The organism is Nostoc commune NIES-4072 (assembly GCF_003113895.1).
Classification (GTDB): Bacteria; Cyanobacteriota; Cyanobacteriia; order Cyanobacteriales; family Nostocaceae; genus Nostoc; species Nostoc commune.
This window is the reverse complement of the sequence record NZ_BDUD01000002.1, coordinates 364,584-382,075: the sequence shown is the minus strand read 5'-3', so window position 1 is coordinate 382,075 and position 17,492 is coordinate 364,584. Positions and strand designations below refer to the sequence as shown.

Here is a 17,492-nt window from a genome sequence, read left to right as displayed (position 1 = left end):
ATCCCAAAAATTGGCTGAACCTTTTTAAATACAACTAAAAACTAAAAACAATCAATAATTTATTACTGGCGAGGAGTTAGGTTATGGGTAGTCCTGAAAATGGTGTGAACAACGGTGGTTTAATGCCACTATCTCTATTAGAAAGTGCATCTTTAAGTGCATCCCTAGATGATAATTCTGGTTTAACTGAATTACAAAAAACACTGAAATATTCTTCTAGTAGTTCTGACCCCATCAATTCCGAATTAGGAAAACCCTCCTTATCCAATAATCCTGCAAGTATTGGCGATAATCAACAATCAAATCCAAATCAAATTACCAACTACACTCCTTCTAATGGGATTTTTGATAACGGACTATCGATTACCCAACCAGTTGTCGCCAAAACTACTCCCCTACTAAAAACTAGCAACAACAATCAAAAATCTGCTACAACTCAAAGCGTAGATTCACTCACAGGTAATACAGCTAACGCTTCACTACTTGGCATAAGCAACCCGACGACCCAAATCAGCGCCAATTCTGCCTCTGCACCTCTAACTGTTCAAACTCAACAAAGTACTAGCCAGACTTCTACCCTCCCATTTGCTATTCGCACAGATGGTACAATTAGCATTAACGGTGGCGGAGATTTTGATGGTGTCCCAACAGACCTCACAGATGATGCCCTAATTTACGCAGCGAAGGGATTTACAATTAATGGCAATCCCACCTTACCCGTACAAAGAAATGCTCAGGGAAACCCGATTCGGGATGCAAATGGCAAACTAATTCTGATCGATAGAGCCGTTACTGTTGCATCAGGATATACTACCATCAACGGGACGAACAACCAATATGCTAATTTAATCCCCCCGCAAGTAGTGGCACAGCAGACAATCACCGTGCCAGCTTATGCAGATATAAAACAAGTTGAACTCAATCGCAGAATACCAGCAGGCATTCCCACTGTCACCTTTAATATTTCCCAAAACCCTATCAACAATGCTAGCGATTGGACAAACAAGTTTCCACCTCCTGGTACTACCAGTAATCCGAAAGTTGTCAGAGTCATAGGTGGCGGACTCAACGTTCCTGCCAACGTTAGTTTAAGCAACTACGTCATTACTGTTGACCAAGGAGACATCAACTTTAACGGTAATGGTCAAAATTTTAATAATGTAGTGCTAATTGCTAATAACGGCAATATTAACTTGTCCAATGTCCAGTCCCGCGATTTGTCTGTATTTGCTTCTAGTTCCATTAACATGAATGCCGGAGCCAGATTTGCGGGTTACACTACAATTGCCAATGGTAGCAGTGGCGGCAACATCACCTTCAACGGTGCTACTACAAGTACGAACACTATCGACAATCTTAAGGTAATATCTGCTGGGGATATCACTTATAATGGTGCATCTGACACCCGTGGTTTGTTTTTAAGTGTTAAGAACTTTACTTTTAATGGCAGGTCAACCTTGTATGGTTCGATTAGTGCTAAAGGAAATATCATCTTCAACGGTCTAGCTACTGTGATTGGTGTCGCAGAGTTGATGCCAGATATTACCCCACCTGTAATTAGCGCTACTTTAACTCGTGATACTGCACCCAAGGGACAAACAAATCAAGACAAAATTACTTTTGATCCCACAATTACCGGAACTGTTACTGATACTAATCCCATACTTGAGTTTCGCGCCGGCTTCAATAATACGCCATCTGCCAACTACACAAATGTAATTGCTCAATCCAATAGTGATGGCAGCTTTAGCTTTACCCGTTCTCAGCTAGAAACTATTAATGGTGGCACTCTAACTGATGGGATTTACACTCTGCATTTACAAGCCAAAGATTTATATGGCAACCTTTCTGATACCTTTAATCTGACATTCACTCTCGACACAACTACACCAATACCCAATAATTTAGATTTACGTGCCATTGATGATAGCGGTTCTAGTAATACTGATAATATCACAAATAAAAATACACCATCCATTACAGGTAACGCAGAAGCTGGTGCAGTTGTTCAACTCTTCAATAATGGGCAACTTCTTGGTCAGGCAACAGCTAATAATACTGGTGTATGGCAAATTGTTACTAGCAACCTTACAGATGGTACTTATAATCTCACTGCTACTGCCACTGACATTGCTGGTAATGTCAGCACACCGAGTGCGCCGCTAGCGGTATCAATTGACAGCACATTACCTGATATCAAGCTCAATACTCCAATTGATACCGCACCGCTAACTCCAGGAGCTAGATTAACTGGAAGCGTTGATGGTACTGGCTCGGCTGTAACCACATTCAGCTATCACTTTGATAACTTAGCTGAACTTACAGTACCATTTAATGCGAAAGGAGCATTTGACCAATCTTTAGACTTGACTGGACTTGCTAACGGGGCGCATACACTAACTATTACCGCTACTGACACAGCAGGTAATATCAAAACAACTCAGTATCATGTCACAGTTGTTATTGATCAAGAAGCACCTGTGATTAGTGCTACCTTAGTGCGAGACACTGCCCCTGGTAACACGACCAATACTGATAAAATTACCTTTGACCCAAGCATTACGGGTACTGTTACCGACGTTAACCAAGTTGTTAGCTTCCAGGCTGGTTTCAACAATACAAATGTTGCCAACTTTGTCAGTGTTTTACCTACTAGGCAATCTGATGGTAGTTTTAGCTTTAGCCGCCCCCAATTAGAACAAATCTATGGCGGAACTTTACCAGACGGACAACACATACTGTATTTGCAAGCAGCAGATTCCTACAGCAATACTTCTAGTATATTTGCCGTTGCCTTTACCTTGGATACTATCACACCTGCACCGACTTTAAAATTATCAACAGCTAGCGATTCTGGATTTAACAATAGCTCACGCCTCACTAATGATGCGACTCCCACAATTAATGGGACTGCCGAAGTTGGAGCATCTGTACAATTATTCAACAACGGACAGCAAATCGGACAAACTACTGTCAGTGCTGATGGGACTTGGCAAATAACTACATCCTCATTGACAGATGGTATACATTCCTTAAGTGCTGCTGTTACTGATATCGCTGGAAATACTAACACCTCTTTGACATCGCTTGTCGTCACTGTTGATACTGCGCTTCCACAACTGACGCTCAATACACCTTTGGATCAAACTCCCCTGCGACAAGGAGATAAAATCACTGGGAGCATTAATGGTACAGGTAGTAGCGTAATTTCCTTGAGCTATCGCTTCAATAACCAAAGTGAAATACCTATTGCCTATAATTCTGCGGAGGCTTTTGACCAGGAACTAGATTTGACTGGACTTGGGAATGGTAGCCACGTTCTGACGATTGTAGCAATTGACGCAGCTGGTAATTTACTGACGACACAATATAACGTCACTGTTCAGCTAGATGAAGCAGCACCTGTAATAACCGCAGCTTTGACTTTTGACACAGCCCCAAGTGGTACAACTAACAGCGATTTAATTACCTTTGACCCGGCAATTAGCGGTAATATTGTTGATACTAGCCGTGTAGTTGAATTCCGAGCAGGTTTTGATAATACACAAGTTGCCAATTTTGTTGATGTTTTACAAGAGCTAAATAGCGATGGGACTTTTAGCTTTGACCGCAGTCAACTGGCAGCAATTTACGGCAGTTCTATCCCTGACGGTGTGCATACCTTACACTTGGTTGCCCAAGATGAATTTGGCAACACTTCAAACGCCTTTAGCTTTACTTTTACCCTGGATACTACTGTCACTCAACCAGTCTTCAATTTAGATGCAGCATCGGATTCAGGTACAGTTGGCGACAAGAAAACCAAATTTGATACAGTCACACTTACAGGTTTAACTGACCCTGGTGTGACTGTATCCGATACTGCAACAGATACTACTGTTATCGCTGATAATACGGGCAAATTTACCTTTACTAACGTTTCTTTAGTCGCAGGCGTTAATTCCTTCACCGTCAAAGCGACAGATATTGCAGGCAACCAAAGCATCTATACAAGCACCATTTACCGTTTTAGCGCTCCTACTGCTATTAACCTCACGGCTAACAGTGTTGCTGAAAATAGTGCCAATGGTACAGTGATTGGTGAATTAAGCAGTATCGACCCCGATACAAGTGAGTCCCACACTTATATCCTGGTAAATGATGCTCAGGGACGCTTCAAGATTGTGGGCAACTCTTTGCAAGTGGCTGATGGTACGCTCCTCAACTACGAAAATTACAGCCAACATACTATTGTTGTTCGCAGCACTGACGATCAAGGTCTAAGCACTACTCAAGAAATCACAGTTAATGTAACCAATATCAATGAAGCCCCCAGCTTTACTAGCACGCCTATTATTACAACTATTGAATCTGGTAGTACTTATACTTATAATATCACTACAACCGACCCAGATGCTGGTGATAGCCGCATTATCACCGCGACTGGAGTTCCCAGTTGGTTAATCTTTACCGATAAGGGCGATGGCACCGCCACCTTAACAGGTACTTCTAATCAAAATCAACTAGGTCTATTTAATATTGCATTTACAGTAGAAGATGCTGGTGGACTTCGCGCTACGCAAAATATTATTCTCGGCAGTCAAATTAGTTTGACTGAAGAAACTAACTTTACAGCAACTCGTAATCTACCTCTAGTCATTCCAGCAACGCCTTCTATCCTCAGCTTCAAGATTGACAAGAGTTTTGATGTTTCCGATTTTAATGCTATTAACGATGCCTTTGAGGTGGCATTAGTTGATGCTAATGGTAACTCTCTAGTACACACCATTACATCTGGTAGAGATGCTTTCTTCAACTTGACAGAAGGGGAAGATGTAGGATTGGGCGCAGGTGCTAGTTATAACAGTACTGACCAGACTGTGCGCTTGAATTTGACAGGCGTTAAACCAGGTAATGCCACTCTTATTTTCCGTCTGGTAAACAATGACAGTGATACTACTACCAATGTCAGCATTACCGAATTTGTTCTGCAAACTGCACCGGCTAATACACAATCTCCTTTACAGTCGGGTTTTGGTACGCAGCCATCTGCAAACACTACGATATCGCCTAACTTCAACAACTTGACAGATGTCTCTCAAAGTTTCAGTGCAGATTATCACCGCACTAGCTTTAATGCAGATACCCACTTATTATATACAGACATTGCAATACATAACATTGGCTCTTATAGTGTTGATGCTCCAATGATAGTTGCCGTTAACCACATCAGCGACCCGACAGTTGTAGTACGCAATCCCGATGGCTTTACACCCGAAGGTATTCCTTACTATAACTTCTCCAACTTAGTGGCTGATGGCAAACTCGATCCAAACGAATCCACCACACAACGCTCTCTGGTATTCTATAATCCTCAAGGGATGCAGTTTAGCTATGATTTGGTAGTGCTGGCGCAGTTAAATCAAGCTCCAGTCATTCAAACTCAGCCCAACAAAGAAATAATTGGCGGTCAGTTTTACAGCTATGATGTCAATGCTACTGACCCCAACGGAGATTCTTTAACATATAAACTGCTGGCATCCCCAGATGGTATGACAATTGACCCAACCACTGGGCTGATTAACTGGAACACGGCAACCAGCAACATCGGTAATCAGATAATTAGTTTGGAAGTCAGCGATGGACGAGGTGGTACAGTTACACAGGATTACACTTTGAGTGTGATTGCAACACCCCCTAATCGTCCACCTGTGTTTGTAACTAATCCTGTGGTGCAGGCTTACATAAATAAGCAATATAGTTATGATTCTAATGCAGTTGACCCTGATAATGATACGGTTAGCTATAGTGTTGTAATTGGCCCAGATGGTCTGGTGATTGACCCCACTACAGGTAAGGTACAGTGGACAGCACCGCCTGCATTGATTTTAGGTGATACGGTGATTGGGCAAGTATCCGTTGCAGGACAAAATCAAGAATTTAATTTTGCGGGTCAAGCAGGTCAAAGGATTTATTTTGATCCAATTCAGTATTCAGCCAATCGTGGTGATTGGAAATTCCAAGTTTATAGTCCCACAGGTCACCTTATAGTAGATACCTATCTTGCCTATTACGATAATCAACTGATTACTTTAAATGAAGATGGTAATTATAAAATTGTCGTTGATCCCCAAGGTGCAACTACTGGTGACTATGGTTTCAGTGTAATTAACCCGACATTACTGCCAATTCAGCCCTTTGATAAAGTTGTTAATGACAGACTCAACCCTGGTACTGCGGATCGGGTCTATCGCTTTAATGCAACACAGGGACAAAAGCTCTATTTTGATTATCTCTCCCGTGTAGACGGTTCTGTGGATTGGGTGCTCTATGACCCACGTAATATCGCTGTTGCTTATAATGGCAATTTTGATGACATAGAGTATAATGTCCAAACTTCAGGAGAATATATTCTTGCGGTGCGGGGTAAAGGTGCTTTCAATGAGGTCAACTCCTTCTCCTTTAATATCATTGATTCACTGCTCCCAACTTCGGCTTACACCATTGGTTCCACAGCTAGTGGTTTTATCCAAAAAGGTGAGCAGGATTCCTATACCTTTAATGGCACAGCAGGACAACAGTTATTCTACGACACATTAAACACTAGCAATTATTTCCCAATCACTGTTTATGATCCTGCTGGTAGACAAATCGATAGTTTTGACAGCCGTGGCGATAGAGGGCCAGACACGCCGCTATTTTTAAGCATGAGTGGTACTTACAAGGTTACAGTTGATGGTTACGGTGAAGCAACAGGAGATTACAAATTCCGCTTCCTAGATCGAGTCGCTGCCACATTTGTGAATTTGGATACTCCGGTTACAGGAATTTTTGACTCGGCGTTAAATAATCTTGATGCCAAATCTTACAGCTTTGTGATTCCGGCAGTGCCTGTAACTGCAAGTCCAAATGGCAAACAATATGTCTACATTGATGGAACAGGCGGTAACGCTTACAACCGTTACAACATCTACAATGAGTCTGGGGTGAATGGCACTAAGAAAAGCCGAAACGCTTGTGTATTAAGCAGTTTGCAGCTGCTTTCGTAATTCGTGCCGGGGTTTGGTCATTAAGGGATAAGCTTTCGGGCGGCGTTTACAGACTCGTGGTTCATTTCTAGCAGGACGGTCGGGAACAGCCTTGTGAGCAATAACTTTTAGCAAAGTGTGATAAATTCGGAAACGTCTTTGATCAGAAGCAGCTGATAATTTGGGAATAAAGTTAATTAAATGGTGGCGAGTACCTTGCAACGATAGGCGTAATGGAGGAGTGGTATAAGTAGTCCCAGCCGACCACATCAAACTACGAAGTAAATTGTAAGCCAGCAAAAAAACGAAAATTTCTTTACGTACCATTGAAGGTGTTTTACATCGTAGAACATCCATACCCAAGGTAGTTTTTATATGTCTTAAATTTAGTTCAACATCCCAGCGTTGGCCGTAAAGTCCAACAATTGCCAGAGTAGAATAAGAAGATTTATCTAAAAGAGTGGTAATTAAGCTAACTTGTTGAGTCCGAAAACCAGGAATAACAATATAATAGTAAATCTCTCGCACAGTTATTGAAGGAGGTAAAGCATTAAATTCATCTTTATCCAATCCTTTTGGGCAAGTTTTAGGCTTACACCAAGTAACTAATTTGTCGCAATCTCCAATAATTTTACCTTTTCGCATAGTTGTTGTGCGAGATTGATGTTTCCGAAACACGACATCACAATTAAACTTTTTGATAGTAAACATATCGGCGTAAGCACAAAAAGCTCTATCCCCTACAAGCACATCATTAGGTTTGAGAAAACTGTACAGTTTTCTAGCTAATTTAATATCATGAGTGTTCAGAACATCTATGCACAAGGCAACGGCAGCTCCCGTTACTAAACTGAATATCACACCAATTTTGGCAATTGGGAATCCACATTCCGGCTTTTGACTACTGGGTTGTGGGTATTCTTTTTGGTTTTCTACAGTGTCAGGCATAGAGACCGTCGAGCCGTCTATCACTAAAATATTTCGACCACACCATAGATGTTCTTGGGTTACTTTCTCTTCCAGTTTTTGTGCTGAATAATTGAAAACTTTTTCTAACAATTTTTCTGGTAATCTTGCCCGTGCTTGGCAGTAAGCACTCGTATCTGTTGAGGGAACTTCTACTTCTGACTCAGCCAAATGTGCAATTATTTTACTCACAGCATTATTACAAGTTTTGTCTGTATCTAATACTTGAGATAAAAATGCCCATAAAGTTACGAATGGGTCAAATAACCGTTTTTTATATTTGATTTTTAGCTCAGATATTGCAAGTTTTATTGCAGATTCTGGCAATAGTTCTTTAAAAGGTAGCCCCAGACTTTGGCTGAATTTATCCTTGAGGATTTGTACTCTTAGTGTCACAGTAGTATTTATGATGTTAGCTTGCTCGTCTCAGAAAAGTATTTCACGGACGAGCAAGCTTTTTCTACCTACCAGAAATTTTTAGACAACTTGTATATCTGATTCCACTTTCTGGTGCAAGACAAAGCGATGGCGTAGGCGATCGCAAACTCAGCGTGTCTTGCGTGGCGTAGTTTACCGCCGTAGGCATCGCTTCCATGACACTGCATCGAGGACGACCGCCTGACCCCTCAATAGCTTTAAAAGTTGTAGCCCTTATACCGTATAACTTAGAGCTTTTCTTAGTGCCATTCGGCTCTGACCCAAGTAATGGTTTGACTCTTCAGATGGATGGTACTTACAAACTAATAATTGGTGGTACGGATGTCGGCTATTACGGTGATTATTCCTATCCTCACACTGGTAACTACAGCTTTCGTCTATTAGACAAAGCCACTGCACCATTACTTGTTGATCCAGAGCCTGTAGTTTCAGGTACTTTTGATAACAATCCACTTGATAGCACCCTCGAAGCTAGAGGAGCAAATGACTATCGCTTTACAGTTTCACAACGTGAGTATGTCTTGTTTGACGTACAGCAGGGCGATGGCAACTGGATTCTCTACAATATCGATGGTTACTACTTAAATTCTGCTTCACTAAATGACACTGGTAACAAGCGAGAATTTTGGTTAGACATCGGCGAGTACTTACTAGTCATGCAAGGAACTGGCTCTAACCCAAACTACAAGCTTAAAATTGTCACGCCCGATCAGCCAGTTTTTAAATATACGGTTGGTGACACTATAAATGGTACAATTTCTAAGCCTGGACAGAACGACACCTACAAGTTTGAAGGTAAAGCAGGACAGCGTTTATTCTTTGACTCGCTCTCTAGCACAGATAATATTTATGCTACTCTCTACTCTCCCAGTGGCAAAGTAGTAACTGATGGGACAACTTCACTCTCTGGTTGGGATATTCGTAATAACAAGGTCAATAATATCCTTGATGAAAATGGAACTTACACATTAGTAATTGATCCAAGGAATGATAAAATTGGTAACTACAGCTTGAGGTTATTAGAGTATGCCAATGCCGCTTCTACTGCCGCTTCTCAAGCTATACCGATCGCACTAAATACCGTTATTTCTGGTAAGTATGACGATCCGAAAGGATTGAAATCTAATCTATATAAATTTACTGCATCCGCAGGACAGACAATCTTTGTGGATGTCACCGCAGGTACTTATCCTAATGGCTACTCAGTTTTCTCGCACAATGGCGAATTTGTCTCTGGTCAAAATGGAATTCCTTTTGGTCAAGGCTATACCAGCAGAAGCATAGTCCTACCATTTACAGGCGATTACACAATTGAATTTTATGGCACTGGCAACTACAGCAATACTTCCGTTTATGATTCTCGCAATGATTACAGTTTCCAAGTATTAACACCAGATAATACCGATTCTAATTACACATTGGGAACATCGGTCAACACTGCGATCGCCAAAAAAGGAGAAGTTGATACCTACACCTTCACAGGCACAATTGGACAAAAATTGTACTTTGATTATCTAGTTGCGCCTGCAAATGAGAGGCTGAAATTCTATAGTCCAACAGGAGTGCTGTTGAACGAAAGATTTTTGAACAGTGGCGATTTTTTACCAGAAACCTTAAAAGAAAATGGTACTTATCGGATTGAGATTTCTGGCGATAACGGGACAACAGGGGCATACAGCTTTACTTTTAGCGATCGCAATGATGTATCTATCCCAGCAATCACTCTCGGCACGGCAATTACAGATACAGTAAATGGCAACAACGCCAAGCTCTACAGAATCAACGGTATCCAAGGACAAATCCTCAACTTTGATTTAGCTGCTCCCAGTTGGACAGGCGCAAATTGGGTACTTTATGACTCCGCAGGTGTAGCAATCTCCTCTACTGCTACATCCAGTCCCGACTTCAAAATTACCTTGCCATCAACAGGGCTATTCACCCTTGCAATTGGTGGAGCAAATGCCCAAAACCTGAACTACAACTTCACCTGTACTAATATTGCGCCTTCACCCGTAACTAATAGTGGCTTGAATACGTTACAAAGTGGAACTCTAACTGCAAGTACACCAGTTGATTACACTTTCAGTGCCACAGCAGGTACGCAAATTTTCTACGATGGGCAAGACGACAGTACCAATGGATATATCCGAGGCAGGATTTACGATCCAAATGGAGTATTAATCGCTGACAACTTGGATCTGCGCTACGACCTTGCGCCAATTCTGCTGAAGGAAACAGGTAATTATAAATTCCAGACTTATAGTTACTACGGCAATATAACAGGTAATTACAAATACAACCTTTTAGAAATGCCTAATAGTTTCCGTTCACCTGCGGCAACTTATTTAGCCTTGAATGGAATAGAAACAGGCACGCTCAATAGTGGAGAAGCTAAGGTATTCACCTTCCAGAACTTTGTCGGTACAAAAGTTCTATTCAATGGCATGGTTGGATATGGAGTCAATGCTTATCTCTACGACCCCAGCGGCAATGTGGTGATGAACTTCGGCAACTTCCAATACACTGATTCTGCCCAATATGTATTAACACAAGAAGGACTATACCATTTAGCGATCGCTGGCGACTCGGGAGCAAATCGCAACTATAGCTTTCAGATGCTAGACGCAAGCAGTGCGCCGACTGTGGAATACAATCTGCCTACTACTGGGTCATTGGACAATGGACAGAAGGATATCTTTTACAAAATTAATGCGATCTCTGGGAAGCGGTTATATTTTGATAATTTATCAGCTACTACCACCACAGATATCTACCGCTTCACTTGGGGACTTTATGCACCCGATGGTAGCTATGTATATAGTACTAACAATTATATCTACAATGATTTTCAATATGACTTCACCAATAGTGGCGAATACACCCTTGTGATTCGAGGACAAGCCGCAACTGATAAATTAGACTACAAGTTCCGAGTTATACAAACAGATATCAGCAACGCCAGAGACATTATTACTCCTGGTGTTGGCAAATCCAACGTTCAAGTAGATGACGGCTCTCTAGCAACTGTAGCTATAAAATTACTTTCCAAAGATGGCAAAGGCGGCAGTGCTTTCCAAGACTACAATATCAAACTATTTGCCGACCCCGATAACGCCAATCCTCTAATTACCAGCACGCCTGACACCAATTACAGTTTGGCAGAAGATGGTTATCGCTATACGCTCACTGCCCTAGATCCAAATAATGACCCATTAGTATATCGCTTAGTTAATGCTCCTGTCGGTGCAATTATTAATCGAGATACAGGTGAACTACTTTGGTTCCCTGAAGCTAGTGTCATTCCTGGTAGTAAAGCCAACTTCGCCGTCGAAGTCAGCGATCGCAGAGGTGGTAAAGATACTCAAACCTTCACAGTGGATGCCTACAGTAAACTTGGCAAAATCCAAGGTGCGGTATTTGATGACCTGAATGGTAATGGATTACTGGATTCCAAGCTGATCAAGGGTACAAATCCTGCCGTAATTATTGCTTTTGACGTGTCAGGGAGTACTGAAGCGCCATTCTATGGTGCCCGCAACTTTCCGAATGTAAAAGTTGTTAAAGATGCCGAAGTTGCTGCCATCAAAGAACTGGCAAAAGGAATCATTGCCCAAAGTCAAGGCAATAACGTCAAGATTGGGTTAATCACCTTCGTTGCTGGCGGCGCAATTGAAGATATGGATTTATCTGCCGCCGGATTACAGGAATACACCACCGCATTGTTAGATACCAATAATAACGGTATCACCAATTTAAATGAAGTTTTAGGACAGCAAATCTTTGCTGACAACAAATTCTATCCACCGGGCAGAAGTGGATTTGATGCCGCATTGACCACAATTAGGACATTACTACAGGCATCTAGTGGTACGCCAAATCTGATTTTTATGTCCGATGGCTACGGACAACTTGACCCAGTTCTTGCTGCTAGTGTTGCCAATGATATTAAAACAGGCTTTGGCGATCCGATGCGCTCAGGTAATGTTACTGCATTAGCCATCGGTGAAGCATCAACTTTAGATACCCTCAAAGAAATCGATCCAAATGCGATTCGGCTCAAAGATATTGAGTCTTTGACTACATTGTTTAGCGGATTAGATGAAAACTACAATTTAGAACCGTTTAAAGAAAATGTCAGTGTTTATCTGGATTTAAATAATAAAAAGCGATCGCAAAAGACACGGCTGGTAATATTGGTGAAGCTATATTTAATGTTGCTGTTCTCGATCCGAGTGATGTTAACGCTCCAGATGTCAGTCTGAACTTGGGTGCGATCGCTGGTGGTACAGTTACCGCGCCTGTTGAGATTAAAGGCACGGTCAGCGATGATAATCTCGATTACTATCGTCTCTTGGTTGCACCCATTGGCAGTAGCGATTTCAAAGAGATTTTCCGAGGCACAAGCACTGTTAATAATGATGTACTAGGCAAGTTTGACCCATCATTACTGGAAAATGACAGCTACACATTGCGCCTGGAAGCTCATGATAAAGGCGGGAATGTCAGCTTTGTTGAAGATACAGTTAATGTTTCTGGCGAATTGAAGCTCGGTAACTTTAGGCTGTCGTTTACAGATTTGTCGATTCCTGTTACTGGAATTCCTATTACGCTGACACGCACGTATGATTCCTTGACATCTGGTACTACTGATGATTTTGGCTACGGCTGGCGCATGGAATTCAGGGATACGGATTTGCGGACTTCTGTCGGCAAACCCAGTGGAGAAGTTGCGGAACTAGGAGGACAGAACCCCTTCAAAGATGGTACTAAAGTATACATTACTTTGCCTGGAGGCAAGCGGGAAGGGTTTACCTTTAAACCGACAATTGACCCACTTTCTCAGTTTTTAAGGGGTGCTGGTAGTGTTGATTCTGACCCAAATATATACCACCCCTCCTTTGTGGCTGATGCTGGCGTAACCGATACCCTCACGGTGCAAAACACCCGCATCATTCATGGCGCTGGTACTAATCAGTACTACGGTTTGGGTGGCAGTGCTTATAACCCTGCCGACACTTACTATGGTGGTGTTTATACGCTGACTACGAAAGAGGGCATTATTTACCAGATTGATGCCGCAACGGGCGATTTGTTGACTGTCACGGATACGAATGGTAACACGTTAACCTATACCGATGCGGATATCACTAGCTCGACTGGGCAGAAGATTACGTTTGGGCGGGATGCACAAGGACGGATTGCGACGGTGACTGACCCGGCTGGTAAGCAAATTCATTACCAGTATAATACTCAGGGTGATTTAGTTAGTGTAACAGACCGCGAAGGTAATACTACAAGGATGGAGTATGACCAAGAGCGTAAGCATTACCTCGACAAAATCATCGATCCCTTGGGCAGGACTGGTGTCAAGAACGAGTACGGTGATGATGGGCGGTTGAAGTATCTGGAAGATGTTAACGGTCAGAAGGTGGAAATGTCCTATGACCCAAATAGCTCTAGGCAGACTGTACTAGACCAGCTCGGTCATGCCACAGTTTACGAATATGATGCTAGGGGTAACATCTTAACTGAGATTGACGCAGAAGGCAAAATCACCAAGCGCAAGTACGATGATAACAACTATGTTCTGGAAGAAACCGTCATTTCAGACCGCTCTGTCCCAAATGGTTTTACCACTAAGTACACCTACGATAGCCTTGGCAATAAGCTAACGGAAGAAGATCCACTACATAATGTCACAATTTACACTTATGGTGCTAACAGTCGCTTACTGACTGAGACTGATGCCTTGGGTCGCACGACTACTAATGTGTACAGCAGAAGTGGCAATTTACGCTCAACTACTGATGCTCTTGGTCACACTACTGGTTATGACTACGATCTCAGAGGTCAACTCCGGTCTGTCAAAGATGCTAACGGGAATATCACAACCTTTGATTACGATGACAAGGGTAATGTTACCAGCGTTACAGATGCGTTAAGCAATGTTACAAATTATACTTACAATGCCAACGGGGACAAACTGACTGAAACTCGTCAAATGACTGTCGCCAATGCTCAGGTACGAGAGTTGTTAACAACCTGGACGTATGATGACAACGGTCGAATGAAAACGATGACTGATGCCGAAAATCATACAACGACTTATGAATATGATAAATTAGGTCATCAAACTGCGGTTATTGATGCACTTCAGCACAAAACTGAGTATAAATACGATGATAAAGGTCAGTTGGTTGCAACGATTTACGCAGATAATACACCTGACAACCCAGATGACAACCTACGGGAAATCAACCGTTATGATGAGGCTGGGCGTACAATTGCCACCATTGATAAAGCTGGACGGGAAACACGCTTTGTCTATGATGATGTTGGTAGATTAATTGAAACTCTCAATCCAGATTCAACACCAAATAATTGGGATGACAATACTAAAACTCGTACCGAATATTACAGCGATGGTCTGGTAAAAGCCCAAATTGACGAACGCGGTAATCGCACAGAGTTTCGCTACGATGCTGATGGTCGGCAAAATCAGGTAATTTACGCAGATGATACACCTGCAACTTTAACAGATAACCCGAAAACTACTTACACTTATGATAAGGCAGGGCAGCGTATTTCTGAAACTGATGCGCTCAATCACACCACTAGCTATAAATACGATGATTTAGGGCGGTTAGTTAAGACTGAGTTCAACGACAAAACTTACACCACTAGTGAATACGATAACCTAAGTCGGCGAATTGCAATGACCGACCAAAATAGCAAGCGGACTGAGTATAGCTATGATGTTTTTGGTCGCTTGACTGGGGTTAAAAATACACTTCAGGACTGGACGGAATATGAGTACAACGAGGTTGGCAACCTGATTTCACAAACAGATGCTAATCAGCACACAACCAGTTATGAATATGACGGTGTTGGTCGTCGCACGGCTGCTATTTTACCAATGGCTCAACGTGCTGACATGACCTACGATGCTGTCGGCAACCTGAAGGCATACACGGATTTCAACCGCAATACTACCAGCTACAGTTACGACCCCATGAACTGGATGACTTCTAAGCAGTTCCAGGATGGGTCGAAGGTAACATATACTCATACGAATACAGGGCTGCAAAATGTGATTGCGTTTGTTGACGCAAATGGTGTAACTACTGCAAGTTACGATTATGATTACGATGAACGTGATCGCCTCATTCAGCGCACAGATAACATTGGTGGAGTGAGTCGTAATATTAGTTACACCTATGATGTTGCAAGTAATCGCACTTCAGTTACTACAGCTTCAGGTACAGTCAACTATACCTTTGATGTTCGCAACCGCCTTGATAAAGTTATTGAGGATGGGGTTGTAACCGCAGATTATGACTATGATGTAGTAAATAATCTGGTGCGTACTACTTTAGCTAATGGTACGCAAGAGATTCGCTCCTATGATGACCTTAACCGCCTCAAATATCTGGAAAATCGTCAGGGTGATACCATCCTCTCCAGCTACACTTACACCTTAGATAAGGTAGGCAACCATACTAAAGTTGTAGAACATAATGAACGTACTGTTGATTACACTTACGACGTTTTGTATCGGCTAACCCAAGAGAAAATTACTGATGCAGTTAATGGAAATCGTATCTACGATTACACTTACGATAAAGTGGGCAACCGCAATACTAAGAGTGAAACTGTTAACAGTGCTAGGACGGTTACAGATTATGCCTATGATGCCAATGACCGATTGTTAAATGAAAAGGTCAATCAGCAAGTAGTTGCTAATTATATTTATGACAACAATGGCAACACTTTAACTAAAACCGAAAACGCCATTACAACCGAATACACTTGGAATTATGAAAATCGATTGATTGCGGCAAGGGTGAAGGATGCTAACGGTGCAATCCAACAAGCGATGCAGTATAGGTATAACGATAATGGTATTCGAGTTGCAGCAACGGTTGATAGAGTTGAGACGCGATATTTGATTGACGAAATGCAAGCGTATGCACAGGTTTTAGAGGAATATTCTCCTAATGGTGCTGTGCAGGTGGAGTATGTTTACGGTAATGATTTAATTGCTCAGGAGAAGGATAGCGATCGCACTTTCTACCACGTTGATGGGCTGGGTAGTACACGAATACTGACTGATGCAACTGGTAGTGTTGTTAGTACCTATAATTATGAGGCTTACGGGCAATTAATTAGCTCTACTGGTGGGGTAGAGAATAAATACTTATTTGCAGGTGAACAGCTTGACCAAAACCTTGGCGATTATTATTTGAGACAGCGGTATTACGATACCGAGATAGGACGATTTATAAGAAGAGATACTTATGAAGGTGATATTTATCATTCAATATCACTACATAAATATCTTTACGCTAACGACGATCCAGTTATTTTTATAGACCCAAGTGGACTTATAGCGACTCAGGCTGAATTAGATATTACCTTTCTAATTATAAGTCTTCTTGCTGGAATTCTTGCTACAACACTCACAGGAGATGTCGCCCCAAGAGAAGATTTGCAGGAACGTACTTTCTATCGTGGTACATCATATTATGATGCAATAGAAACAGTAGCAACTCAGCGTATTGACTTGCAGCGTATTATTGAAAGTCAGATTCGTTATAGATATACTCCAGATAGACAAGGAGTATACTTTTCAAGCCAGTTATTAACAGCATCATACTATGCCGATTATGTAAGCAGAGGAAACAAAAGAGGAGGCCCAGGTATTTTTGCGGCAATTGTTCCAGAAAGGCAATTTGATATATTTGCAGCTAGATATGGAATTGCAGTTGAAGTTCCCGTCCCTCAGCCACCAACACCAGGACAAACCGAAACAATAATTCCATATCATGCAGTACCTGAATTTGAAAAAATTTCCCGCTTTATTCCTGTAAGCTAATGGCTACTTAATTTGCATAATAAAAATGGAAAAGCTTTGAAAAGTAACTATGCCGCCACCAACCAAAAACCAATCCAATGATTAGCTACATATTTAACTGAGAAAAGAGATATTCATTTAAGTAGTTTTCATGCTAGGAGGATATTAAAACAAAAAAGGTATATTCATATCTGGACTAAATATGAACTACAAGATAAACAAAACCT

At 41.8% G+C, this 17,492-nt stretch carries 5 protein-coding genes; 3 read left to right on the top strand and 2 right to left on the bottom strand.

What is annotated here, in order from left to right; genetic code table 11:
- Positions 1-83: 83 nt before the first annotated feature.
- Entirely contained in the window at positions 84-7,028 is a 6,945-nt protein-coding gene (locus CDC33_RS34065; RefSeq protein ID WP_109013036.1) for an Ig-like domain-containing protein, read from the top strand.
- Here the strand turns inward: CDC33_RS34065 and CDC33_RS34060 are convergent.
- Positions 7,002-8,369, bottom strand: a complete 1,368-nt coding sequence (locus tag CDC33_RS34060) for an IS4 family transposase (RefSeq protein ID WP_219930132.1) — start codon at positions 8,367-8,369, stop codon at positions 7,002-7,004. The two genes, CDC33_RS34065 and CDC33_RS34060, sit on opposite strands and share 27 nt — an antisense overlap.
- Positions 8,370-8,437: 68 nt before the next feature.
- A complete protein-coding gene (locus CDC33_RS39495) occupies positions 8,438-8,578 on the bottom strand; it encodes a hypothetical protein (protein WP_181374308.1) in 141 nt (46 codons plus the stop codon).
- Here CDC33_RS39495 and CDC33_RS34055 point away from each other — a divergent pair.
- Both CDC33_RS34055 and CDC33_RS34050 read left to right on the top strand, forming a co-directional pair.
- On the top strand, positions 8,567-12,673 hold the full coding sequence (locus CDC33_RS34055) for a vWA domain-containing protein (protein WP_146195908.1): 4,107 nt from the start codon (positions 8,567-8,569) through the stop codon (positions 12,671-12,673). The genes CDC33_RS39495 and CDC33_RS34055 overlap by 12 nt on opposite strands.
- 2 nt (positions 12,674-12,675) lie before the next feature.
- Positions 12,676-17,286 (top strand): RHS repeat-associated core domain-containing protein, encoded by a 4,611-nt coding sequence (locus CDC33_RS34050; protein ID WP_244919491.1) that lies wholly within the window; start codon positions 12,676-12,678, stop codon positions 17,284-17,286.
- Positions 17,287-17,492: the final 206 nt, after the last annotated feature.

Excerpts from the sequence above, each read along its gene's own strand:
- CDC33_RS34065 (WP_109013036.1), top strand. The coding sequence starts at position 84 with ATGGGTAGTCCTGAAAATGGTGTGAACAACGGTGGTTTAATGCCACTA.
- CDC33_RS34055 (WP_146195908.1), top strand. The coding sequence starts at position 8,567 with ATGACACTGCATCGAGGACGACCGCCTGACCCCTCAATAGCTTTAAAA.
- CDC33_RS39495 (WP_181374308.1), bottom strand. The coding sequence starts at position 8,578 with ATGCAGTGTCATGGAAGCGATGCCTACGGCGGTAAACTACGCCACGCA.